The organism is Stenotrophomonas sp. 82F1, from assembly GCF_056861525.1.
In genome coordinates this window covers 114657-139238 of the sequence record NZ_JBSPUD010000002.1, presented here as the reverse complement: position 1 = coordinate 139238, position 24582 = coordinate 114657, and the positions used below count along the sequence as shown (strand labels likewise).

The 24582-nt window shown below is 67.2% G+C and carries 18 protein-coding genes and 1 pseudogene; 15 read left to right on the top strand and 4 right to left on the bottom strand.

Annotation, left to right across the window (positions count from 1 at the left end; all coding sequences use genetic code 11):
* Nucleotides 1-48: 48 nt before the first annotated feature.
* The 9 genes and pseudogenes from AC13GI_RS03025 to AC13GI_RS02985 all read left to right on the top strand — a co-directional run bounded on the left by AC13GI_RS03025 (nucleotide 49) and on the right by AC13GI_RS02985 (nucleotide 14421).
* Complete coding sequence (locus AC13GI_RS03025) at nucleotides 49-2163, top strand: alpha-glucuronidase family glycosyl hydrolase (protein WP_482995448.1); 2115 nt, start codon at nucleotides 49-51, stop codon at nucleotides 2161-2163.
* Nucleotides 2160-4139 carry a sialate O-acetylesterase gene (locus tag AC13GI_RS03020; RefSeq protein WP_482995447.1) on the top strand — a complete coding sequence of 660 codons (1980 nt, stop codon included), beginning with the start codon at nucleotides 2160-2162 and terminating at the stop codon, nucleotides 4137-4139. The genes AC13GI_RS03025 and AC13GI_RS03020 overlap by 4 nt, the downstream gene beginning before the upstream one ends.
* The gene (locus AC13GI_RS03015; protein ID WP_482995446.1) at nucleotides 4139-5830 is read left to right on the top strand and encodes a glycoside hydrolase family 43 protein; all 1692 of its coding nucleotides are present in this window, start codon (nucleotides 4139-4141) and stop codon (nucleotides 5828-5830) included. Before AC13GI_RS03020 ends, AC13GI_RS03015 begins: the two co-directional genes overlap by 1 nt.
* Nucleotides 5827-8499, top strand: a complete 2673-nt coding sequence (locus AC13GI_RS03010) for a glycoside hydrolase family 3 protein (RefSeq protein WP_482995445.1) — start codon at nucleotides 5827-5829, stop codon at nucleotides 8497-8499. The genes AC13GI_RS03015 and AC13GI_RS03010 overlap by 4 nt, the downstream gene beginning before the upstream one ends.
* A gap of 10 nt (nucleotides 8500-8509) precedes the next feature.
* Nucleotides 8510-9979: pseudogene (locus tag AC13GI_RS03005) on the top strand (MFS transporter); the annotation flags it as partial.
* On the top strand, nucleotides 9956-10972 hold the full coding sequence (locus tag AC13GI_RS03000) for a glycoside hydrolase family 43 protein (RefSeq protein WP_482995603.1): 1017 nt from the start codon (nucleotides 9956-9958) through the stop codon (nucleotides 10970-10972). The pseudogene AC13GI_RS03005 and the gene AC13GI_RS03000, both read left to right, overlap by 24 nt.
* Complete coding sequence (locus AC13GI_RS02995) at nucleotides 10962-11828, top strand: aldose 1-epimerase (RefSeq protein WP_380652161.1); 867 nt, start codon at nucleotides 10962-10964, stop codon at nucleotides 11826-11828. Before AC13GI_RS03000 ends, AC13GI_RS02995 begins: the two co-directional genes overlap by 11 nt.
* Before the next feature lie 73 nt (nucleotides 11829-11901).
* Nucleotides 11902-12954, top strand: a complete 1053-nt coding sequence (locus AC13GI_RS02990) for a sensor domain-containing diguanylate cyclase (protein ID WP_482995444.1) — start codon at nucleotides 11902-11904, stop codon at nucleotides 12952-12954.
* A gap of 117 nt (nucleotides 12955-13071) precedes the next feature.
* Nucleotides 13072-14421, top strand: a complete 1350-nt coding sequence (locus AC13GI_RS02985) for a chloride channel protein (protein ID WP_482995443.1) — start codon at nucleotides 13072-13074, stop codon at nucleotides 14419-14421.
* 7 nt (nucleotides 14422-14428) lie between these two features.
* On the opposite strand, the gene AC13GI_RS02980 is transcribed toward AC13GI_RS02985, so the two are convergent.
* Nucleotides 14429-15331, bottom strand: coding sequence for a LysR family transcriptional regulator (locus tag AC13GI_RS02980; protein ID WP_099818458.1), 903 nt, complete (start codon nucleotides 15329-15331; stop codon nucleotides 14429-14431).
* A 109-nt stretch (nucleotides 15332-15440) separates the two neighbouring features.
* On the opposite strand from AC13GI_RS02980, the gene AC13GI_RS02975 reads away from it, so the two are divergent.
* The 5 genes from AC13GI_RS02975 to AC13GI_RS02955 all read left to right on the top strand — a co-directional run bounded on the left by AC13GI_RS02975 (nucleotide 15441) and on the right by AC13GI_RS02955 (nucleotide 20868).
* Complete coding sequence (locus AC13GI_RS02975; RefSeq protein ID WP_482995442.1) at nucleotides 15441-16562, top strand: 4-oxalomesaconate tautomerase; 1122 nt, start codon at nucleotides 15441-15443, stop codon at nucleotides 16560-16562.
* Between the two features lie 75 nt (nucleotides 16563-16637).
* Nucleotides 16638-17684: an ABC transporter substrate-binding protein gene (locus AC13GI_RS02970; protein ID WP_482995441.1), complete on the top strand. Its 1047-nt coding sequence runs from the start codon at nucleotides 16638-16640 to the stop codon at nucleotides 17682-17684.
* A gap of 14 nt (nucleotides 17685-17698) precedes the next feature.
* Nucleotides 17699-18532 (top strand): ABC transporter ATP-binding protein, encoded by an 834-nt coding sequence (locus tag AC13GI_RS02965; protein WP_340569161.1) that lies wholly within the window; start codon nucleotides 17699-17701, stop codon nucleotides 18530-18532.
* The gene (locus AC13GI_RS02960) at nucleotides 18516-19292 is read left to right on the top strand and encodes an ABC transporter permease (RefSeq protein ID WP_482995440.1); all 777 of its coding nucleotides are present in this window, start codon (nucleotides 18516-18518) and stop codon (nucleotides 19290-19292) included. Before AC13GI_RS02965 ends, AC13GI_RS02960 begins: the two co-directional genes overlap by 17 nt.
* A gap of 136 nt (nucleotides 19293-19428) precedes the next feature.
* A complete protein-coding gene (locus AC13GI_RS02955; RefSeq protein ID WP_482995439.1) occupies nucleotides 19429-20868 on the top strand; it encodes an OprO/OprP family phosphate-selective porin in 1440 nt (479 codons plus the stop codon).
* A 24-nt stretch (nucleotides 20869-20892) separates the two neighbouring features.
* Here the strand turns inward: AC13GI_RS02955 and AC13GI_RS02950 are convergent, their stop codons facing one another.
* Nucleotides 20893-22140 (bottom strand): arsenic transporter, encoded by a 1248-nt coding sequence (locus AC13GI_RS02950; protein WP_482995438.1) that lies wholly within the window; start codon nucleotides 22138-22140, stop codon nucleotides 20893-20895.
* Nucleotides 22141-22489: 349 nt separating this feature from the next.
* On the opposite strand from AC13GI_RS02950, the gene AC13GI_RS02945 reads away from it, so the two are divergent.
* Nucleotides 22490-23224 carry a BPL-N domain-containing protein gene (locus AC13GI_RS02945; RefSeq protein ID WP_482995437.1) on the top strand — a complete coding sequence of 245 codons (735 nt, stop codon included), beginning with the start codon at nucleotides 22490-22492 and terminating at the stop codon, nucleotides 23222-23224.
* Between the two features lie 6 nt (nucleotides 23225-23230).
* Here AC13GI_RS02945 and AC13GI_RS02940 read toward each other — a convergent pair whose 3' ends face one another.
* Both AC13GI_RS02940 and AC13GI_RS02935 read right to left on the bottom strand, forming a co-directional pair.
* Nucleotides 23231-23731 carry a hypothetical protein gene (locus AC13GI_RS02940; RefSeq protein ID WP_482995436.1) on the bottom strand — a complete coding sequence of 167 codons (501 nt, stop codon included), beginning with the start codon at nucleotides 23729-23731 and terminating at the stop codon, nucleotides 23231-23233.
* 12 nt (nucleotides 23732-23743) lie between these two features.
* Nucleotides 23744-24100, bottom strand: coding sequence for a hypothetical protein (locus tag AC13GI_RS02935; RefSeq protein ID WP_482995435.1), 357 nt, complete (start codon nucleotides 24098-24100; stop codon nucleotides 23744-23746).
* Between the last annotated feature and the right edge of the window lie 482 nt (nucleotides 24101-24582).

Sequence of the window (24582 nt, the reverse complement as noted above, 5' to 3'; positions counted from 1 at the left end):
TTGCTGGCCACCCTGCGGTTCCGTTTCGATGGCGAGCGGTGTCATTGGATGTTCGCCAGCGTGCTGGCGTTGCTGGCCTGCATGGGCAACGCACGCGCAGAGGATGGCTACGCGCTGTGGATGCGTTACGCCCCGCTCGAGCCGACGCTCGCTGCCCACTACCGCATCCGCCTGGGGCAGGTGGTGGCCCCTGATCAGACGGCCACGCAGCGCGCCGCGCGCGATGAGCTGGAGCGTGGACTCGGCGGACTGCTCGGCAGCGCTACGCAGGCACCGGGGACGGCGGCCATCGGTCCCGCGCTGGTGCTGGGTACCCCGCAGTCGTCAGCGTTGATCGCACCGTTGCGGGCGCAGCTGCAGTCACTGGGCGAGGAAGGCTACCTGCTCAAGCGCACACGGGTGGGCGAGCGCGATGTGCTGCTGGTCGCCGCATCACGGGATATCGGCGTGCTGTATGGCGTGTTCCATCTGCTGCGGCTGCTGCAGACGGGCGCGAGGATCGATGCCCTCGATGTGCGTCAATCGCCACGGCTTCGGCTGCGCGTGCTCAACCATTGGGACAACCTGGACGGGTATGTGGAGCGCGGCTATGCAGGCCAGTCACTCTGGGACTGGCAGACGCTGCCGGAGTGGCACGACCCGCGCTACACCGACTACGCACGCGCCAATGCGTCCGTAGGCATCAACGGCACCATGCTCAACAACGTGAATGCAAACGCACAGAGTCTTGCGCCGCAGTATCTCGACAAAGCGGCAACACTGGCGGATCTGTTCCGGCCGTACGGCATCCGCGTCTACCTGAGCGCACGCTTCAGCGCACCCATCGAGCTGGGCGGGCTCGACACCGCCGATCCGCTCGACCCGGGCGTGCAGCGCTGGTGGCGGGACAAGGCCGCCGAGATCTACGCACGCATTCCCGACTTCGGCGGCTTCCTGGTGAAAGCCAATTCGGAAGGGCAGCCCGGCCCGCAGGACTATGGCCGCTCGCACGCCGACGGCGCCAACCTGCTGGCCGATGCACTGGCCCCGCACGGTGGCGTGGTGATGTGGCGCGCCTTCGTCTATGCGCACGACGTTCCCGCCGACCGGGCCACGCAGGCCTACAGCGAATTTGCCGGCCTGGACGGCGCCTTCCGCCCGAATGTGGTCCTGCAGGTGAAGAACGGGCCCATCGACTTCCAGCCGCGTGAGCCGTTCCATCCGCTGTTCGGGGCCATGCCGCGCACGCCACTGATGATGGAAGTGCAGATCACCAAGGAATACCTGGGCTTCGCCACGCATCTGGTTTACCTGGGGCCGCTGTACGAGGAAGTGCTGCGGGCCGACACCCGCGCACGCGGCAAAGGTTCCACCGTGGCGCAATCCCTGTCCGGCATGGCCGGCGTCGCCAACATCGGCACCGATCGCACCTGGAGTGGATCGCATTTCGACCAGGCCAACTGGTACGCCTTCGGGCGCCTTGCGTGGGATCCGCGGCAATCGGCCGGGGACATCGCGGCAGATTGGGCGGCGCTGACCTTCTCGGCCGATCCCGGCGTGGTGCAGCCCATCGTCGGCATGATGATGGCTTCGCGCGAGGCCGCGGTGAACTACATGACCCCGCTGGGCCTGCACCATCTGATGGCGCGGGGACACCACCATGGTCCGGGTCCGTGGGTCGATGGCGGCCCACGCGCGGACTGGACGTCGGTGTACTACCACCGTGCGGATCACAGCGGCATCGGGTTCGACCGCACCGCAGGCGGCAGCAATGCCGTGGCCCAGTATTCCCCCGGCGTGGCTGAGCAGTATGGCGACCTGGCGCGGGTTCCAGCGCCGCTGCTGCTGTGGTTCCACCACGTGCCGTGGGACCACCGCATGGCCTCGGGGCGGACACTGTGGGACGAGCTGGTCGCGCGCTACTCGCAGGGGGTACGGCAGGTGCAGGGCATGCAGGGCACCTGGGCAGGGCTGCAGGGCAGGGTGGATGCACAACGGCATGCGCAGGTCGCGGCCTTCCTGCGTATCCAGCTGCGCGAAGCACAGTGGTGGCGCGATGCCAGCGTGGCGTACTTCCAGTCGGTGAGCGGCAGGCCGTTGCCCGCAGGCGAAGCCGCGCCGCCGCATCCGCTGGCCTGGTACCAGGCGTTGCAGTTTCCGTCCGCACCGGGAGATGGGCGATGAAGCCGACGTCGTGGGTGGGCTTGATGCTGGTGGTCGCCATGGGCGGCTGTGCCACGAATGCAGCGGCGCAGGAACCAGGGATGGCGCTGCTGCATCCGCTGTTCCAGGATCACGCCGTGCTGCAGCGTGAGCAGCCGGTTCCGGTATGGGGCCGGGCCGCGCCAGGTGCCACGGTTTCGGTGACCGTTGCAGGGCGGACGGTCAGCACCCACGCGGCGGCCGACGGCCGCTGGCAGGCAACGCTGCCGTCCATGGCCGCCGGCGGCCCCCATGCAATGTCGGTGCGTGCGGGGGACGCAACCCAGATCGTGCACGACGTGCAGATCGGCGACGTCTGGTTGTGTTCCGGGCAGTCGAACATGGAACTGCCGGTGCGGCGCACGCTGGACGCAGACAGCGAGATCGCCAGCGCCACGCAACCGAAGATCCGCCTGTTCACCGTACCGAAGGCGGCGGCGGTTTCACCTCAGAGTGATTTTCCGGCGTCTGTGGCATGGCATACGGCGGCGCCGGACACGGTGCGCGACTTTTCCGCTGCGTGCTTCTACTTTGCGCGCGAACTGCAGAAGACGGTCGATGTCCCCATGGGCTTGATCCAGGCGGCGTGGGGCGGTTCGCGCATCGAGGCCTGGACCAGCACCTATGCCCTGCGCATGCAGGGCGGCATGGGCCCAGCACTGGACGTGCTCGCCTTGTCTGCCCGCGATCCCGCAGCGGCAAACGCCCGCTGGGGCCAGCACTGGCAACACTGGTGGACAACACGCGAAGGTGCCGCCGCCGATACGCCCTGGCAGCCCGGCACCGACAGCAGCGGATGGCAACGCGCACCGGCCACGCTCGGCGCGTGGGAGCGCTGGGGTGTGCCGCCGCTGGCCGGCTACAACGGCATGGTCTGGTACCGCACCCAGGTGACCTTGACGGCCGCGCAGGCCGGCAAGCACGCGTGGCTTGAGCTGGGTCCCGTCGACGAGACGGACATGACCTGGGTGAACGGCGTCGCCGTGGGCAGCCAGTACGGCGCGGGTGAGCGGCGGACGTATGCGCTGCCGCCCGGGTTGCTGAAGGCCGGTGCCAACACGGTGGTGATCAATGTCCTGGACACCTACGGTGAGGGTGGGCTTGCAGGGCCCGCAAGTGCGCACGCCATCGGCCTGGATGACGGTACGCGCATCGCGCTGGATGCGCACTGGCAGTATCGGATGGCGCCCGGTGTACAGGCGCCGCCGCTGGCACCGTGGCATGCCGCTACAGGACTGTCGACGCTGTACAACGGCATGATTTCGCCACTGGGCGCCTATGGCCTGCGCGGCGTGCTGTGGTACCAGGGTGAATCCAATACCGGCGACGCAATGGCATACCTCGCACGCCTGCGCAGCCTGCGTGACGACTGGCGGAGACGGTTCGGCGCGCACACGCCGCTGCTGCTGGTGCAACTGGCCGGCTATGGCCAGCCAGCCGTGGCGCCGGTTGAAAGTGGCTGGGCGCAGGTGCGCGAAGCGCAGCGGCTCGCTGCGGTGGAAGACCCGCGCACCGGGCTGGCGGTGGCCATCGACATCGGCGATGCCTACGACATCCACCCGCCGAACAAGCAGGAACTGGGCCGGCGGCTGGCGCGGGCAGCGCGTCATGTGGTCTACAGCGAGCGCGGCGTAGCGCCGTCCGGCCCGATAGCGCGCCAGGCATCGGCCACGCGGGCCGGTGTACGCATCGCGTTCGACGACGTGACCGGCGCTCTGGTCACGACCGGCGCGAACGGTCCCATCGGCTTCGAGCTGTGCGACGCCGATGCGCGCCACTGCCACTACGCCGACGCGGTGCTGGACGGTCACGACGTCGTGCTGCGCAGCGCCGAGGCCGGTTCCGCCGCCCGCGTGCGCTACTGCTGGGCCGATGGCCCGGTGTGCACCCTGCACGACAGCAGCGGCGCGCCCGCCGGTCCCTTCGAGCTTTCCATTTCTCCTGCGGAGGTTCCCTGATGCGCCTGCTGCTGGCCACACTGCTCGTGTTGTCTTCATTCCTGCCGCAGGCGTGGGCAGCGGCGCCTGCGCCGCCGGTCTACTTCGACTGGTTCGAGTACCGCGGTCGCGACGCGGCATTCGATGCGCCGTTGCCGGCCGGACACTATCGCAACCCCATTCTTGCCGGGTTCCATGCCGACCCCAGCGTCGTCGCCGCAAACGGGCGCTTCTATCTGGTCAACTCCAGCTTCACCTACTTCCCGGGCATCCCGGTGTTCGAAAGCGTGGACCTGGTGCACTGGAAGCAGATCGGCAACGTGATCGACCGGCCATCGCAGCTGGACTTCGACGGCCTGGGCGTGTCGCGTGGCATCTTCGCACCGGCCATCAGTTACCACGACGGCATGTTCTACGTGGTCACCACGGCCGTCGACAGCGGCGGCAATTTCATCGCGACCGCGCGCGATCCCGCCGGTCCCTGGTCCGATCCGCACTGGCTGCCCGGCATCGACGGCATCGATCCGTCGTTGTTCTTCGACAATGACGGCATCGTGTATCTGCTCAACAACGATGTACCGCCCGGCCCACCACGCTACGAGGGCCACCGTGCCATCTGGATGCAGCAGATCGATCTGGAGCGTTTCACCCCGGTGGGACCGCGCAGGGTGTTGATCGACGGCGGGGTGGAGCCGGCCAGGAACCCGATCTGGATCGAGGGGCCGCACCTCTACAGGCGCGATGGCTGGTACTACCTCTCCGATGCGGAAGGCGGCACCGGCCCGCAGCACTCGCAGGTGGTGCTGCGCAGCCGCGAGGTGTGGGGGCCTTACGTGCCGTATGCGGGCAATCCGATTCTCACCCAGCGCGACCTGCCCGATGGCAGGCCACTGCCGATCACCAATGCCGGGCATGCCGATCTGGTGGAGGGTCCGGACGGCTCCTGGTGGGCGGTGTTCCTTGCCAGCCGCAACTACGACATCCGCCACTACAACACCGGGCGCGAGACCTATCTGCTGCCGGTGCAATGGCAGGACGGCTGGCCGGTGATCCTGCCGGCCAACCAGGCCATTCCGTATGCGGCCAGAGCGCCCTCGTGGATGCAGGGCGAGGCGTCGCAGGCGCCGTCCACCGGCAACTTCACCGAGCGCGACGAATTCGATGCGCCGACACTCGGCAGCGGCTGGCTGCGCGTGCGCGTCCCCACGCAGCCGTGGGCCGACCTGCGCGAGCGGCCGGGGGCGTTGGCCGTGCATCCGCTGGCGGAGAACCTGGACACACTGCGCAACCCCGCGTTCCTCGGCCGACGCCAGCAGCACCTGCGCTTCGAGGCCAGTTCCGATATGACCCGCCCGGCAGCAGGCGTGGCCGCCGGCCTGGCAGCTTTCCAGAACGAGACGCACTGGTACTTCCTGGGCGTCCGCAGCATTGGCGGTGACCGCGTGGCGGTCTTCCTCGAAGCGCGCGACGGCAGCGGCGATGCCCGCACACTGGCAACACGTGAGGCGATGGCGACCGCGTCGCTGCGCCTGAAGATCGCCGGTGACGAAGGCCGCTATGCGTTCGCCTTCGACAGCGGCGACGGGCGTGGCTGGCAGACACTGGCCGATGACGTGGACGGAACGGTATTGAGTACGGATCGTGCAGGCGGCTTCGTCGGCGCCCTGCTGGGACCATTCGCGCGCGACGAGCGTGCCCTGAGGAGCAAATGATGACGCGCACTCCCATCTTCCGCACGCTGGCCCTGTGCGCTGCCATCGCGCTGGCAACGACCGGTCACGCTACCGGGCCTGCGCCCTGGCTCGACACCTCGGCCAGCGTTGAAACCCGCGCCGCCGCCCTGGTCGCACGGATGACCCTGGAGGAGAAGGCAGCGCAGATGCAGAACGCCGCGCCCGCAATCGAGCGCCTGGGCGTTCCCGCCTACGACTGGTGGAACGAGGGCCTGCATGGCGTGGCGCGGGCAGGGCAGGCCACCGTGTTTCCGCAGGCCATCGGCCTGGCGGCCACGTTCGATGTGCCGCTGATGGGGCAGGTTGCCAGCACCATCAGCGACGAGGCCCGTGCCAAGCACCACCAGTTCCTCCGCGAAGGCTCGCATGGCCGCTATCAGGGGCTGACCTACTGGTCACCGAACATCAACATCTTCCGAGACCCGCGATGGGGCCGCGGCCAGGAAACCTACGGCGAGGACCCGTACCTCACCGCCCGCATGGGCGTGGCCTTCGTGCACGGCCTGCAGGGTGACGACCCGGTGTACCGCAAGCTCGACGCCACCGCCAAGCACCTGGCCGTGCACAGCGGCCCCGAAGCTGATCGCCACCACTTCGATGCCCGCCCCAGCAAGCGCGACCTGTATGACACCTACCTGCCGGCGTTCGAGGCGCTGGTGAAGGAGGGGCAGGTGGACGCAGTGATGGGGGCCTACAACCGGGTGTATGGCGAGTCCGCCAGCGCCAGCCGCTTCCTTCTGCGTGATGTGCTGCGCCGCGATTGGGGCTTCAAGGGCTACGTGGTATCCGACTGCTGGGCCGTCGTCGACATCTGGAAGCATCACCGGATCGTTCCCAGCCGCGAAGCAGCAGCCGCGTTGGCGGTCAGGAACGGCACCGACCTGGAGTGCGGCCAGGAATACGCCACGCTGCCAGCCGCCGTACGGCAGGGCCTGATCAGCGAGGCGGAGATCGACGATGCGGTGACCCGCCTGTTCGCCGCGCGGATGCGGCTGGGCATGTTCGACCCGCCCGAGCGCGTGCGCTGGGCGCGGATTCCCGCGTCGGTCAACCAGGCCCCGGCGCATGATGCGCTGGCCCTGAAGGCCGCCCAGGAATCGCTGGTATTGCTGAAGAACGATGGCGTGCTGCCGCTGTCGCGCACCCTCAAGCGCATCGCCGTGATCGGCCCCACCGCCGATGACACCATGGCACTGCTGGGCAACTACTTCGGCACCCCAGCCGCGCCGGTCACCCTGCTGCAGGGCATCCGCGATGCCGCCAAGGGCATCGAGGTGAGCTACGCACGCGGCGTGGACCTGGTTGAAGGGCGCGACGATCCCAGCGCCACGCCCTTGATCGAAGCGACCTACCTGCGGCCCTCGGCCGATTCCCCGGAGCGCGGCCTGCGTGGCGAGTACTTCCGGACCGCTGATCTTTCCGGCACGCCGGCGCTGGTGCGCACCGATGCCCAGATCGGATTCCGCTGGGACCGGGGCTCTCCCACCGACAACCTGCTGGCCCGTGGTGAAGCCGCGCCGGGGCAGGGCATCCCCAGCGATGGTTTCAGCATCCGCTGGAGTGGCCAGCTGCTGCCGCCCGTCTCGGGGCGCTACCGGATCGAGGCGGCCGCCGACGACGGCTTCCGCCTCTACGTGGACGGCAAGCGGGTGCTCGACCACTGGGCCAACAGCGATCGCCTGCGCGGCGATGGCGTGGACCTGGACCTGCAGGCCGGCCGCGCCTATGACCTGAGGCTTGAGTACTTCGACGCCGAGCGCGACGCTGGTGTCCGCCTGGGGTGGCGCATGCCCGGTGCCAAGCCGCCCTTCGAAGCGGCGCTGGAGGCCGCGCGCAACGCCGATGTGGTGGTGTTCGTTGGCGGCCTCACCGGCGATGTCGAAGGCGAAGAAATGAAGGTCAACTACCCGGGCTTCGCCGGCGGGGACCGTACCGACCTGCGCCTGCCCGCGCCACAGCGCACGCTGCTGGAAGCGCTGCACGCCACTGGCAAGCCGGTGGTGATGGTGCTCACTGGTGGCTCGGCGATGGCGGTGGAATGGGCGCAGCAGAATCTGTCCGCCATCCTGATGAGCTGGTATCCCGGCCAGCGCGGTGGCACCGCCGTCGGCCAGGCGCTGTTCGGCGAAGTCAATCCCGGCGGGCGCCTGCCGGTGACCTTCTACAGGGCGGATGACACATTGCCCGCGTTCGACGATTACACGATGGAAGGCCGTACCTACCGCTACTTCCGCGGCACGCCGCTGTATCCATTCGGTCATGGGCTGTCCTATACCCGGTTCGACTACGGCAGGCTGCAGCTTGATTCGGCGCGCATCACCCACGACGGCAAGCTCAGGGTGCAGGTCGAGATAGCCAACACCGGCAAGCGTGCCGGCGACGAAGTGGTCCAGCTGTATGTACGGCGGCTGGAGGCGGGTCCCGGCGACGCACGCCAGACATTGCGCGGCTTCCAGCGCGTCCACCTGGCCGCCGGCGAGCGGCGCACCGTAGCGTTCGATCTGCAGGCACAGCAGGACCTGCGCCAGTATGACGAAGCGCGCGGCGGCTATGCGGTGCCGGCGGGTGCGTATGAAGTGAGGGTGGGAAGCTCCAGCGCCGACATCCGTGCGAAGGTCGGGTTCCGCGTGGAGGCCAACCGTGACTGATGCACGTCGCATGGAAAGCACCGAGCACACGCTGTCCATCCGGGAGAAGCTCGGCTACAGCCTGGGCGACCTCGCGGCGAACCTGATCTTCCAGACGCTGATCACGTACCTCGCGTTCTTCTACACCGATGTGTTCCGGCTGCCGCCGGCCACGGCCGCAACGATCATCTTCGTGATCGGCGTGCTCGGGGCGTTCGTGTTCACTCCATTGATCGGCATCGCCGCCGACCGGACGGCCAGCCGGTGGGGCAAGTTCCGGCCGTGGATCCTGTGGACCGCACTTCCATTCGGGGCGCTGTCGCTGCTTGCTTTCAGCACCCCCGACCTGGCGCCGCGCGGCAAGATCATCTACGCCGTGACCACCTACGGCCTGCTGATGCTCGTGTATGCGGCCAACAACCTGCCGTACTCGGCGCTCAGCGGCGTGCTCACCGGCAGCATGGCCCAGCGCAACAGCCTGTCGGCCTACCGCTTCGTGGCGGTGATGGTCGCGCAGTTCATCATCCAGGTGCTGCTGTTGCCGCTGGTGTTGATCCTCGGCGACGGCGACCGCGTGCTGGGCTTCGAGCGGGTCATGACCGTGTTCGCGGCAGTGGGGACGGTGCTCTTCCTGATCACCTTCGCCACCACGCGCGAGCGCATCGTACCGGCGAAGGAACAGACCGCCGGCGTGCTGCAGGACCTGTCCGACCTGCTGCGCAACCGTCCTTGGAAGGTGATGCTGGCCCTCACCATCCTGGTTTTCATCAACCTGTCCCTGAAGGGCGGCACCTACGTCTACTACTTCCAGTACTACATGAGCGAAACCGCCCTGGCGGGTTTTCTCGACAGCTCCGGGTTCAACCCCTTCATCGCTGCCGTCAACGCGGCGCTCAACGGCATGGGCCTGTCCGGGTTCGCCTGGCCGAAGGACCCGGCAACGTCGGTGTTCAGCCTGTTCAACGCCTGCGGCATCGTCTGCATGATCCTGGGCATCGGCGTATCGCGCCGCCTGGCCGACCGGTTCGGCAAGCGTGATGTCTTTGGTGGTGCACTGCTGGTGTCCACCGTATTCCTGCTGGCGTTCTATTTCTTTCCGCCCACGGCGGTTGCCGTGGCTTTCGCTGCCTTCATGCTGCACGGGCTCTGCTACGGCATCACCATCCCGCTGCTGTGGGCGATGATCGCCGACGTCGCCGACTATTCCGAATGGAAGAACCACCGCCGTGCCACCGCGATCGTCTTCTCGGCAATGCTGTGTGGCCTGAAGATCGGGCTCAGCATCGGTGGTGCGCTGGTCGCCGGCATCCTCGCCCACCATGGCTACCAGGCAGGCGCGCCGCAGCAGCCGCAGGCCGTGGTGGAAGGCATCCGCCTGACGGTGAGCGTCTACTGCGCTATTCCGTTCCTGGCTGCAGTAGCGCTGCTTTTCCTCTACGAGATCAACAAGCGCATGGAAACCCGCATCGAGCAGGACCTGCAGTCGCGGCGACAGGGCAGCCGTCTGGACCAGCTGGCAGTACACGCCATCGCGCAACCACTGGTAACGCACATCTACACCGCCGACCCTTCGGCGCACGTATTCGAGGGGCGGCTGTACATCTATCCGTCGCACGACATCGACAGCGGCGCGCCCTTCGACGATGAGGGCGGGCACTTCGGCATGCAGGACTACCATGTGCTGCGGATGGACACGCCCGACGGCGAGGCCAGTGACTGCGGCGTGGCGCTGCATGTGCGCGACGTGCCATGGGCCAGCCGGCAGATGTGGGCGCCGGACGCCGCCTGCCGCGATGGCCGCTACTACCTGTACTTCCCGGCCAAGGATGCCGACGGCATGTTCCGCATCGGCGTTGCGGCGGCGGATCGGCCGGAGGGCCCGTTCACTGCCGAGTCCGAGCCCATCGAGGGCGCGTACTCGATCGACCCGGCCGTGTTCGAGGACGACGACGGCACGCACTACCTCTGTTTCGGTGGCATCTGGGGTGGCCAGCTGCAGAAGTACCGGGACAACCGCTACGCCCCGGCGCATGAAGAACCTGCCGGCGACGCGCCGGCACTGGGCCCGCGTATCGCGCGACTGGACGCGAGCATGACCCGGTTGGCCGAAGCCACGCGCGAGATCGTCATCCTGGACGGGCACGGACAGCCACTGCGCGCCGATGACCACGCACGCCGTTTCTTCGAGGGGCCCTGGCTGCACAAATACCAGGGCCGGTATTACCTGTCGTACTCCACCGGCGATACGCATCTGCTGTGCTACGCCACCAGCGACAGCCCGTACGGGCCGTACACCTATCGCGGCGTGATCCTCACCCCCGTGGTGGGCTGGACCACCCATCACTCCATCTGTGCGTTCCGGGGGCAGTGGTACCTGTTCTACCACGACGCGCTGTTGTCTGGCGGGGTCACCCACCTGCGTTCGGTCAAGTGCACGCCGCTGCACATGGAAGCAGACGGCAGCATCCGGACCATCGATCCCTATGGCGCCTGAAACATCTCCGCAGGATGATGCGCAGGCCGCGATGCCTGCCGGTCCGCTGCACTGGTTGCGGGCGGGCAGCCTGGAAGTGGCAGTGGCACCGGAGGCCGGTGGTCGCATCGCCCGAATCCGTTTCGACGGTGTGGAATGGCTGATCGGCGAACAGCAGGAGGCGGCCGCCATCGGCTGGGGGTGCTATCCCATGGTCCCCTGGGCCGGGCGCATCCGGCAGGGACGCTTCAGCGTCGACGGCAGGTGCTATCAGCTACCGGTGAACTTTGGCGTGCACGCCATTCATGGCGTTGGCTTCTCACGGCCCTGGCGCATCGACCGCCTTGAATCGGACGGCGCGTCGCTGTCGTTGGACCTTCCCGAGGATGGCTATTGGCCCTTCGGGGGCAGGGCATCGCAGCACATCCACGTGCAGCCCGACTGCCTGCAACTGCGCCTGGCCGTACAGGCAGGCGACACGCCGATGCCGGCCGTGCTCGGCTGGCACCCGTGGTTCCGCAAGCCGGACCGGTTGCTGTTCGCGCCAGCCGCGATGTACCCCCGCGACGGAGAGGGAATCGCCGTCCTGCCCTGCGTCGATCCGGCGCAAGGCCCGTGGGACGACTGCTTCATCAACCATCGCGAGGTCACGCTGGTTTCCGCCGGCCAGCGGCTGCGACTGCGCGCCGACACCGATCACTGGGTGGTCTATGACGGCGCCGCGCACGCCACCTGCGTGGAGCCACAGACCGGCCCGCCGGATGGGTTCACGTTGGCGCCCACCCGGTTGCAGCCGGGACAGCAACTGGAACTGCACTTCGAGTTGCGCTGGGAGATCGACACCGGTGGCAAGCACCGGCCATTGACCTGTTGTTGACGTGCAGATGCCAGACTCGCAGGCAAACGGATGTCTGGGCGCATGGCAGGGGAGATGATCGGGAGAGCCGGCAATGCCGTTCTTCACTGATTCAACGGAAGTCGCGGTCGAGGGCGTCGGCGCTGCACGGCGCATCGGCTGGATGCGGTTCGTGGGAAATGGGTTGGGGGCGCTTCCGATTGCCTCGATCATCCTGGAGCGTCAGGCGGATGCGTCGGCGTGGGTACTGCTGCTGCTCAATGCCGTCGCATGGCCTGCAGTGGCGCTGGTGCTGACACGCCGCGCGCGCGCGCCGGCCGCGGTGCAGTTCCGCTGCATGATCGTCGACTCCCTGCTCGGAGGCGCGTGGATCGCCTTCATGGCCCTCAGTACCGTGCCCAGCGCGTTGTTTGCCGCGCTGCTGGTGGCCGACAAGATCGCCGCCGGGGGTATCCGCCTGGCAACGCGGGCGACCCTGGCATTGGTGGCCGGATTCGTGGTCGCCTGGCTCGCCCTGGGCTTGCCGTTTCAGCCGGTCACCTCGCAGCGCACGATCGTCCTCAGCCTGCCTTTCCTGTTCGTCTATGGCATCGGTCTGAGCGTGCTGAGCTGGCGACTGGCGCGGCGGGTGAAATCACAGAATCGCCAGCTGCAGCGGCTGAGCCGGATGGATCCATTGGTCGAACTGGCCAACCGCGGCTTCCTGATCCAGCGCGCCCAGCAGGTGCTGGAGAAGGGGCCGTACCAGGGCGCGGGCGCGTGCCTGCTGATGCTCGATGTAGATGATTTCAAGCAGATCAATGATTCGCACGGCCATCGCGCCGGCGACGAGGTGCTTCGCCGCATCGCGGCAGTGCTGCGCCAGCTGGCCCAGCCGGGCGACATGCCGGCGCGCTTGGGCGGCGATGAGTTCGCCGTCCTGCTGGGTCAGCGCACAGCAGCGGAGGCCATGAATGTGGCCGAGCAGATCAGGCAGCATCTGCAGGAACCGGGCACGGCCGAGGCCGCCGACATCGACTTCAGCGTCAGCATCGGGATCGCCGCCGCCGCTGGCACAGGCACCGCAGAGGACTGGCTGGCGAAGGCGGACAAGGCGCTCTATCACGCAAAACGGCACGGCAAGAACACCGCAAGCTGCGCCGAGTGATGTGCACCTGGCGGGGGCACTGGCAGGGCAGGTGGACGCCCATTTCACCGGATACCGCAGCGCCAACCGCCACACTCGCCACTTCCCTGGGCCCATCGGCGCTCACAGAATCAACCGATGTTCGATCTTCAACCTCTCCGCGCACGCCTGTCAGCGATGGTGCTGACCGAAGGATGGCGCCGGCGCGCGGCCTTGTGGAGCGGCGCGGTGGCCGTGGCACTGGTTGCCATCGTGTTCGCCAAGGCCAGCGATGCCGCCTTCCATGTCTTCCAGCGCGTCATTGCCCATTCCCCGTGGTGGGCGTTGCTGCTCACGCCGGGCATCTTCGCGCTGCTGGCCTGGCTGACCGCCGGTGCGTTGAGGCCAACCCGTGGCAGCGGCATTCCGCAGGTCATCGCATCGCTGGAACAGCCGGACCCGGAATTCCGGCAGGTCAACCTCTCGCCTGCGGTTTCGGCGGGCAAACTGCTGCTGACCTCGCTGTCGCTGCTGGGCGGCGCGTCGGTCGGCCGCGAAGGCCCCACCGTGCACGTGGGCGCCAGCCTGATGTACCTGTTTGGGCGCTGGTTCGGGTTCAAGGATCCCCGCGAGCTGTCGCATTTCCTGCTGGCAGGGGGCGCAGCGGGCATCGCCGCGGCCTTCAATACGCCGTTGGCGGGCATTGTGTTCGCCATCGAAGAGTTGAGCGGGCGGTTCGAGCACCGCTTCTCGGGCACCCTGCTCACGGCGGTCATCGTGGGCGGCGTGGTGTCCCTCGGCCTGCTGGGCAACTACACCTACTTCGGCCACGTCTCGGCGCTGCTGCCGCTGGGCCAGGCGTGGGGCGCCATTGTGCTGTGCGGCGTGGTCGCCGGCCTGCTGGGCGGACTGTTCGCCCGGGTCGTGCTGCTGACCATGTCCGGTCATCCGCGTTGGCTGGGCCGGCTCAAGCGGGACCATCCGGTGGCACTGGCCGCGGCCTGTGGCTTGATCGTGGTGGTGCTGGCGCTGCTGTTCGGCGACGGCGCATTCGGTACCGGCTACGAGCAGGCGCGCAGCCTGGTGCAGGGCCAGGCAATCGTCGGTCACGAGTTCGGCCTGATGAAGCTGCTCGCCAACCTGGCGTCCTACGTGGCGGGCATCCCCGGCGGTCTGTTCTCACCCGCCTTGGCGGTGGGGGCAGGGCTGGGGCACAACCTGGCGGTGCTGATGCCGGCGGTGGACCCGAAAGCGTTCGTGCTGCTGGGCATGTGCGCCTACCTGACCGGCGTGACCCAGGCGCCGCTGACCTCGGCAGTGATCTCGCTGGAGCTGACCGACAGCGGCGATCTGCTGCTGCCGATCCTGGCCACCGTGCTGATTGCCCGGGGCGTGTCCGGCATGGTCTGCCGGGTGCCGATCTACCGCGGGCTGGCCGAGCAGCTGCTGGCCAACAGCGCCGTTGCTGGCGGCACCACAGCCACAGCGGGAACGCGCCCTGCGGACTAGGCCGCGCTCAGGTCTGCGCGCGCCACTGGCTCATCAGCATCTGCAGGAACCGCTCTGCGGTGGGCGAGAGCAGGGCACCGCGACGGCGCACGATACCGATGGTGCGCGACACCACCGGATTGCCGATCGAACGCGTCACCAACGTCGGATGATCGCCGTCGGGGGTCGCCATTTTCGGCAGCACCGATACCCCGATGCCGGCCTCGACCATGCCCAGTGACGTGGACAGGTGGGTCACTTCGTAGTGCCAGCTCAGCTTGAGGTTCTCGCGCGCCAATGCGCCGTCCAGCAGCGTGCGATTGCCACTGGTGCGATGCACGGTGATCAGCTGGTGCTCGGCCAGATCGGCCCATTCCACCGTGCGCTTGCGGGCCAGCGGATGATCGCGCCGGCACGCCAGCACGAACGGATCCTCGGCCAGCACGTCGAAATCGAGATTGGGGTCATTGGCGCCCATGAAATTGATGCCGAATTCGACTTCGCCGCGCTCCACCGCCTGCAGGCCTTCGGTGGCCGGGATATCCAGGATGCGGAAGCGCACGTTCGGATGCGCCTCGTGGAAACGCGCCATCACGCTGGGCAGGAAATAGAACGCCGCCGTAGGCAGGCAGGCGATGGTCACGGTAGCGCCGCGGGTGTCTTCGCGGCCGCGCAGTGAGAACAGCGACCCATCGAATTCTTCCAGCATGCGCCGCACCAGCGGCAGCAGGTTCTCGCCCACGGCCGTGGTGCTGACGCTGCGCGTGGTGCGCTCCAGCAGCGGCGAGCCCACCGCCTGCTCAAGCTTCTGGATGCGTCGGCTCAACGCCGGCTGGGAAACATGCAGGATCTCGGCAGCGCGATGGAAGCTGCGGGTTTCCGACACCAGCAGGAACGCGCGCAGATCCAGAATTTCGCAATTGATGCTCATCAGGTATCAATCATCCAAAAATCAGCAATTCACAGATCAATTGGGGTCATGCCAGTATCGAATCACAGAGGGGTCATTCATCCCCTATACGCATCAATCTATCACACGTATGTCCAACGATCTGCTCAGCATTCCCTGCGTGCTCATGCGCGGCGGTACCTCCAAGGGCCCGTTCTTCCTGGCCAGCGATCTGCCGGCCGATCCCGCCGAGCGTGACCGCCTGCTGCTGGAGGTGATGGGTTCGGGCCACCCGCTGCAGATCGACGGCATCGGCGGCGGCAACGCACTGACCAGCAAGGTGGCCATCATCGACCGCTCCAGCCGCCCCGATGCCGACGTGGACTACCTGTTCGCCCAGGTGCGGGTGGAGCAGCAGGTGGTCGATACCTCGCCCAACTGCGGCAACATGCTGGCGGCCGTGGGCCCGTATGCGATCGAGCGCGGGCTGGTACAGGCACAGGACCCGCAGACCGAAGTGCGCGTGCACAACGTCAATACCGGCAAGCTGATCATCGCCACGGTGGAAACCCCGGGCGGCAACGTGGTCTACCGGGGTGATACGCGCATTGCCGGCGCACCGGGCTCGGCCTCGCCGGTGCGGCTGTCCTTCCTGGACGCCGCCGGCGCACGCACCGGCAAGCTGCTGCCCAGTGGCCATGCCCGGGAAATCATCGACGGCGTGCCGGTCAGCCTGGTCGACTGCGCGATGCCGCTGATGCTGGTGCAGGCCGAAGACCTGGGCATCCGCGGCGATGCCTCACCTGCCGAACTGAATGCGGATGCTGCGTTCATGGCGCGGCTGGAGGCGTTGCGCATCGAGGCCGGCGCCCGCATGGGCATCGCCGACGCCGGCAACAAGGTCATTCCCAAGCCGGTGCTGCTGTCCGCACCGCAACACGGCGGGCAGCTGCAGGTGCGTTATTTCATGCCGCACCAGTGCCACACCGCGCTGGCCATCACCGGTGCGGTGGGCATCGCGACCGCCGCCGTCACCCCGGGCACGCTGGCCCACACTTTGGTCGGGTGCCTGCCGCTGCCCGGCAGCATTACCCTCGAACATCCGAGTGGGGCCCTGGAGGTGGGCCTCAGTCGCAGCTCGGACGATGCGCCGGTGGTCGCCAGCGTGGTGCGCACCGCACGTCGTCTGTTTGAAGGTCGCGTGTTCGCCACGTCGCCCGCGCCCGCCAGGGCCAGTGCCAATCAAGCCCGCCAATGGACGTCAGCGGCATGATCTGAAACCGGTCGGGCCGGCACAGCCGTGCTTGCCCGCCACCACAACGTAGATGCTTCACTCCTGGGAGGGATGATGTACAAGCAGTTCTTCATGGCCGCGCTGTGCGCGGTCGGCCTGGCCGCGGCCGGATGCAGCAAGCCGGATGCCACTGCCGCCGGTGGCGACAATGCGCCGGTGCGCATCAGCGTCGGTTCCTACAACCTCAACAACCTGCCGTTCTTCATCGCCGACGCCAAGGGCTACTTCAAGGACGTCGGCCTGGACGTGAAGACCGAGAACTTCGCCCAGGGTGGCTCCAAGGTGCTGCAGGCGCTGGTTGCCAACTCCACCGACGTGGCCGTCGGCTTCTACGACCACACCATCCAGATGCAGGCCAAGGGCAAGGACGTGGTCGCCTTCGTGCTGCTCTCGCGCAATTCTGGCCTGGTGATGGCCGGCCGCGAAGACGCCACGTTCGATCCGGCGCGCCCGCAGACCATCAAGGGCCAGAAGGTCGGCATCACCGCACCGGGCTCCTCGTCGGACTTCTTCGTGCGGCATTTCCTGGCCCAGCATGACATCCCGGTCGACAGCATCTCGCTGATCGGCGTGGGGTCCGGTGCCGCCGCAGTCGCCGCGCTGGAGCAGGGCAAGATCGACCTGCTGGTGAACTACGACCCCGCCGCCACCCTGATCACCGAACGCAAGGTCGGCAAGATCATCCTCGACGCACGCAGTGATGAAGGCGCACGCCAGGTCTATGGCGGCCTGTACCCGACCTCGGTGATGTACGCCAACCAGAGCTTCCTGGACAAACGCCCGGAAGCGGCCGAGAAGATCGCCCGTGCCGAGCAGATGGCGCTGAAGTTCATCGCCGACAACAGCGCCGAGGACATCGTCGCGGCCCTGCCTGACAGCTATGTCTCCGGCGACCGCGCCACCTATGCGCGCGCCGTGGAGAACGCCCGCGCGATCTTCACCACCGATGGCCACTTCACCGCGGCCGATCTGGAAACACCGCTGAAGGTGCTGCGTGAATTCAACACGGACGTGGCCAAGGCCAACATCGATCTGTCCAGGACCTACACCAATGCCTTCGTCGAGCGTGCACACGCTGCGGCGCCGGCTGCCCAACGTTAAGCGGAGGTAACCCCATGGCCCTCAATGCCACCGTGCGCCAGCTCAACGGCGCGCCGCAGCTGGAGCCTGCACAGACCATGGTCGCCATCAACAAGGTGACCATGTCCTTCGGCGAATTCACCGCCGTGCGCGATGTCGACATCCAGGTGGGCGACGGCGAGTTCCTCGCCATCGTCGGCCCCACCGGCTGCGGCAAGAGCACCATCCTCAATTCCGTCGCAGGCCTGCTGACCCCGTCGTCCGGCGACGTCGCCATCGATGGCCGCAAGGTCAGCGGCGTGCAGGAATCGGTCGGCTATCTGTTCCAGCAGGATGCACTGCTGCCGTGGAAGACCGCCTACCAGAACGTCGAACTGGGCCTGCGCTTCCGAGGCGTGCCTGAAGCCGAGCGCAAGGCCAAGGCCAATGCCTGGCTGGCCAAGGTTGGCCTGAGCGGCTTCGAGCACCGCTACCCGCACCAGCTGTCCGGCGGCCAGCGCAAGCGCGTGCAGATGGCGCAGGCGTTGATCGTCGAGCCGAAGGTGATCCTGATGGACGAGCCGTTCTCGGCGCTGGACATCCACACCCGCCACCTGATGCAGAACGAACTGCTGCGGCTGTGGCAGGAGGATCGCCGCTCGGTGATCCTCATCACCCACGACCTGGAAGAGGCGATCGCGCTGGGTGACCGCGTGGTGGTGCTGTCCTCCGGCCCGGCCAGCCGCGTCGTGCGCAGCTTCGACGTGGACCTGGAGCGGCCGCGCAACGTGGCCGAAATCAAGCTGGACGAACGATTCACCGACCTGTACCGCGACATCTGGGCCTGCCTGCGCGGCGAAGTGGAGAAGAGCTATGCACGCCAAGACTGACAAATTCATCCAGCTGGCCCTGGTGGTCGCCGTGTTCGGCGGCTGGGAAGGCGGCATCGCGCTGGGCGTGATCGATCCGTTCTTCTTCCCCGCGCCAACGGCGATCGTGCAGCAGGCCTGGACCTGGCTGTCCGATACCTCGTTCTACCAGCACGTCTACATCACCCTGACCGAAACCGCGCTGGGCTACATCATCGGCACCGGGCTGGGCGTGGCCGGCGGCGTGTGGCTGGGCCTGAGCCGCCGTTCGGCACGCATCCTGGACCCCTTCATCAAGGGCTTCAATGCGATTCCGCGCGTGGTGCTGGCGCCGATCTTCGTGTTGTGGCTGGGCCTGGGGCTGTGGTCGAAGGTGGCGCTGGCGGTCACGCTGGTGTTCTTCACCACCTTCTTCAACGCCATGCAGGGCGTGCGCGAAGTGAACCCGGTGGTGCTGGCCAATGCCCGCATCCTCGGCGCAGGCCGCAGCGACCTGCTGCGCCACGTGTACTTCCCGGCGGCGGCCAGCTGGATCCTGTCCTCGCTGCGCACCTCGGTCGGTTTCGCCGTGGTCGGCGCGATCATCGGCGAGTACCTCGGTGCCTCGGCAGGGCTGGGCTACCTGATCGCCCAGGCCGAAGGCAACTTCAATGCCGTGGGCGTGTTCGCCGGCATCATCATCCTGGCCGCCTTCGTGCTGGTCATCGACGCAATGCTGGATGTGGTCGAGAACAAGCTGATCACCTGGCGCCCGAACGCGCAGACGCAGGCCACCAGCTGAGCGCGGCCGCCTGAGCCCGCTTGCCGCGCCGCCGGGCTGATCCGGCGGCGCGCGCCTCCTTCCCCGATCTTCCCCCGCACCACCGCAACAGGCCAGCGCCCGGCCAGGGGGCCGGCTGGCCGGAGAGAGAGAGACCATGAACCATTCCACCGTGCTGCCGCCGGCAGCGCTGTCGGTCGCGCTTGGCCTGCTGTTGGCCAGTGGCCATGCCGGCGCCCAGTCCACTTCGCCACCGCCTGCGCCACTGAGCCAGGCCCAGCTCTCGCAACTGGTGCAGCAGCAGGCCGTGCAGATCCAGCAGCTGGAGGCGCGCCTGCGCGCTGTCGAGGGTGGGCAGGGCACTGCAGCCCAATCACCGGAAACGGCAACGCCCGCGGCTGCGCTGGAAACCCGGGTTGCCGCGCTGGAATCGGGCCAGTCCAAACAGCCCAAGGTGTCCTGGTCGAAGGGCGCGCCGGAGTTCAGCAGCGCCGACGGCAACGTCACCTTCCGGCCGCGCGGGCGCCTGTTTGTTGATGCCTCCAGCACCGACGGCTCCGCGGTGAACGACCGCAATCTGTCCGGCACCGAAATCCGTTCGGTGCGCCTGGGCGCCGAAGGGCGCTACGGCATTCTGGGCTGGGCCGTCGAAGGCGATTTCGCCGACAACGACGTGGCCTGGAAGTCGGTCTATGCCACTGTCGATCACCGCCTGTTCGGCCTGCCTGCCGATCTCACCGTCGGCAACCGCCTCAACGATCGCGGCATCGACGGCTCCAGCAGCACCTCCAACACACCCTTCCAGGACCGCAACGTGGTGGGCACCTTGATGCTGCCGCAGCGCGGGCTGTTCGGTGTCGGCCTTACCGAGCGCGTGTACGGCAAGGGCTGGCACGCCAGCCTTTCGGTGGCGGGCAATGACCTCAACAACGCCGGTACCGACAACGACAGCCAGACCTGGGCCACGCGCGTGCACTGGAACCCCATCGAGAGCTCCACCGCGACGGTGCATCTGGGCGCATGGGCCTTCCACGAGGAAATCGCCGCCGGCGCCAGCAGCGTGGTGCGCAGCTCGGCCATCGCCGGGCATTTCAACGACCTGGTCAAGATCACCCCGGGCACGCTGCTGGGCGCCGAGCGCAGCACCGGCTATGGCGCAGAGCTGGCGGGCTTCTTCGGCCCGGCCTGGGCGACCGGCGAATGGGGCACCCGCAACCTGCGCGGTGCCGATGCCAGCGGTCGCTACGACCTCGACCACCAGGCCTGGGCCGTCTCGGCCGGTTGGTTCCTGGCCGGCGCCACGCCGGCCTATTCGGGCAAGGCCGGCACCTGGGGCCGGGTGAAGGTGGCCGACCCGGTCACGCGCGGCGGCAGGGGCGCGTGGGAGCTGAAGGCACGCTATGAAGACGTGGATTACGCCGAACTGCCCAGCGGCGGTACCGGCCACGCGTGGACGCTGGGCACGAACTGGTACCTCAACGATTTCAGCCGCGTGATGTTCGAGGCCATCCGCTGGCAGACAAACAACCGCAGCGGCACCGGGCCAGGTAAGGACGAAGGCACCACCTTCAACACCCGCCTGCAGGTGGCGTTCTAGGCCAGCGCTGCGCCCGCGCCCCGATCAGAGCAGCAGCAACGCTCCGATCAGCGCGGGTGGCATCACCAGCGCGCCGACCCGAAGGAAGTCGAGCGCGCTGACATGCTCGCCTTCGCGGCGCAGCGCCACCAGCCACAGCATGGTGGCCAGCGAACCGGTCACCGACAGGTTCGGGCCCAGGTCCACGCCGATCAGCAATGCCGCACGCGTCTGCGCCGGCAGCTCGGCCATCTGCCCCAGTGAGCCGGCCGCCAGACCCACCGGCAGGTTGTTGGCCACGTTGCTGAGCAGTGCGGCTGCGGCGCCGGCCAGCCAGCCGGCCTGGTGCGGCGAGGTCTGCGCCAGCACCTGCAGGTTGCTGGCCGCTGTCTGGATGACACCGGTCTGCGACACCGCTTCAACCAGCACGAACAGGCCGGCCACCAGCGGCAGCACGCCCCACGACACGTGGCGCAACAGCGGCAGCGGGCTGTGGCGCTGGCGGATCGCCACCACCGCGACGCTCAGCGCGCCTGCACAGAAGGTGGCCAGGCCCAGCGGGCCGTTCATTGCCGAGGTCACCAGCAGCACGGTGCCGGTGAACAGCACGCCCAGCGCACTCAGCCGGCCACCCTCGGTAAGCGGGCGATGCTCGGGCGCGGCGGCCAGCGGCTGTGCGATCTCACGCCGATGCACCCAGCGCAGCACCAGATACGTGGCGCCGATCGCAGCCAATGAAGGCAGCGCGAACTGCGCCAGCCACTGCAGCAGCGAGGGCATGTGGTTGCCGTACACCACCAGGTTGGCCGGGTTGGAAATGGGCAGCACGAAGCTGGCCGCGTTGGCGATGAACGCACAAACAAACAGATAGGGCAGGGGGTTGGCGCGGGCCGCCTTGCATGCTGCATAGACAGCGGGCGTCAGCACCACCGCCGTGGCATCGTTGGACAGGAACACCGTTACTACCGTGCCCACCAGGAACACCAGATCGAACAGGCGCCGCCCCGAACCGCCGGCATGCCGCACCGCATACAGCGCCAGCCAGTCGAACAGGCCCTCGCGCCGCGCCAGCTCGGCCAGCACCATCATGCCGATCAGGAACAGATAGACGTCGCGCCCTTCGGCTACTGCATGCCAGGTCGTGCCGAGCGACACGGCGCCGAGCAGTGGAAGCAGCGCGGCTGCGCCCAGCGCCCACACGTATTCCGGAATGCGGAAGGGGCGGAACAGCAGGCCGACGGTGGCAACGGCCACGGCCGCCCAGATGATGATGGGGGAATAGGAAGCGAGCATGGAGTAAGTGGGGTCTCAGCTGCACCGGCACGTAGCCAACAGCAACGCGCGCGCTGCACCGCGGCAAGTGCGAGAAAGTCGGCATCATACCCGGTCGATGGTTCACGCCATTCACCGTGACGCGTCACGGTAATTGCGATTCCGGACTCCCGCAGCGCAAGGGATATTGCCGGCCGCTGGCCGGCAAGACGCCATGCGATGCCCGCCGCGAGTCGAATTTCCCCGCATCCTTTCTGCCCGTTGGATTCAGAGCAAATTCACTCGCAGTCCAGCGTAATCCGGCCACCCGCCACCTCTCTCGATCACCATCCTATGCAGACGTTCTCAGTGAACCAGCGGAGATCTTTCGGTGGCTGAATTCCTGCGGACAGGCGCACTCCTGGCATCACTGCTACTGATCTCGGGCGCGGCAATATCCTCGACGCCTCCTCGTATCGCAATCTATCGTGGCGACGCCGGATGCGATGACTGCTCAGAGACCGTTCGACGTTCGATCGAAGCATCGGGAAGGTACCAGGTGGAGTACGTCGGGCCGGATGAGCCGCTGGACGTTACCCCTGAAAACCTGAAGCGCTTCGACCTCTACATCCAGCCTGGTGGAGGCCAGAACATCCCAGCGGCGCTTCGAGCCTTAGGTGGGCAGCGTTCCAACGCCATCAGGGAGTACGTAGATCAAGGCGGTCACTACCTTGGCTTATGTATGGGCGCGTACTTGGCGGACGCGAACAATCTCGGCTTGATTGACGAGGACCTGGACAGTGCCGTCGGCCGTCCCGGCTTCCCGGTGCATTCGATTGACGACGCTGCCGTTGCCGTGGAGTGGCTTGGGCATCAGGATCAGATGTTCTTCCAGGACGGGCCCTATTTCCCTGCATCCCCCTCAGCTGGGTTCAAGGCGCTTGGGCACTATGAAAATGGCGACATAAGCGCCGCCTCGTATCGCTACGGTTCGGGAAAAGTTGTTCTGACTGGCCCGCACCCGGAGGCAGGCCGGGCGTGGTTTGAGCAATCCGAAATCCCAGTGCGCCGAATGCCAAAGTCTGACGTGATGGGGAGCGTTCTAGCCGATGCTCTGGCGCGATAGCTTTCGTTACTCACAGCGCTCCTCCTCAGGCACGCCGCCAGCGACCATCAGCAATAATCGATCCTGCACGGTTGGCTCCTGCACGCCCGCCAGGAACTGCTCCAGATAGCTCAATGGGTGCAGTGGCCACTGCAGCGTGGCCTGCAGGTAGAAGATCGCAGGCGCCCGTCGCCCGGCCCCAAGTGGCAGCCTGATCAACAGCAGAGGGTGCTGCCTCTCTACGTACAGAACCGGCACACCCCTGCACTCGATGTGGAAGGACGCTGCTGCGTTCGGCCCATCCAGGAACTCGAAACCGTCCCGTGCTCGCGCCTCTGCGAATCGGAGTGCGTGGCGGCGCAGCATCGAGAACACCTCATCGGATACGCCCCGGTACGCGAGGATCTCTGGCTCTTCAGGCTCTGGCCAATGAATCAGCGCTGCAACGACCAGCGCCAGAAGAAGCACCCACATCACCCCGTGGTGCACCTTCACCAGCGGAGTGCGCACAACCAGCGTGCACTTCACCAGGGGAATCCTTCAGCCTTCAGGCTGCAGCCGTTCGCTTGCGTGGGCCGCGAGCCCCATGCCGGCCATGATCAGCCCTTCCATCACCCGGTCGCCGACGTACTGGTCCGGCTCGCCGTTCTGGCGGGTGCGTTCGGCGGCGAGCAGCACTTCCAGCACAACTCGTAGGCCCGTCAGCGAGCAGTCGACATCAGCCAGTGCCATCTGCCGGCCACGCAGTTGATGCCGCTCTGGCCAAGGCTGGCCGTTGGCGGCGACGCCAGAGCCAATGCTGTGCAGCAGCGCGATAAGGGTATTGGGATCCACGGCAGGCCCGGCCGAGGGCGCCTCGTGGATGGGCTGTGGGGCAGGGGAGTAGGGCGTGGTCATGGCAGGGCTCCTTGCGTGCAGGCAGAAGCCGCCACCGATAAAGGTGGCGGACGATGCGTGGTTCGAAATCCGGAACACGACTAAGCCCGGGCGGGCACGAGGCCCCCACGCACCGCCCGCCATAGCCGGCAGACGGATTGCCAGCCGGCACCACGCGGGGTGATGCCGGCTGACAAGCGTAAACAACAGTCGTGTTACCGGGATTTCGAGCCCCGACCACCGGTTCTCGGTGGCGCGGCTAGGATTACGCCCGGTTGCACGAGTTGCCAATACAGTAAGGGCAATGCCGTCACCGTTTTCGACGTTTTCAGAATCGTTGCATAGCAGGGAAGGGTGGGAGACGCTTGGCCTGCAGGGGCTGTCGGCAGTTTCGACTAGGCAGGTGCTTTCTTGCCGCGGCGCCAATAGCGGGAGCAATGGCAGGGCATATGCGTCATGCTGGTGACCGAGCTGAGATCGTCAATGCCCCTGCGAGGCCAAGC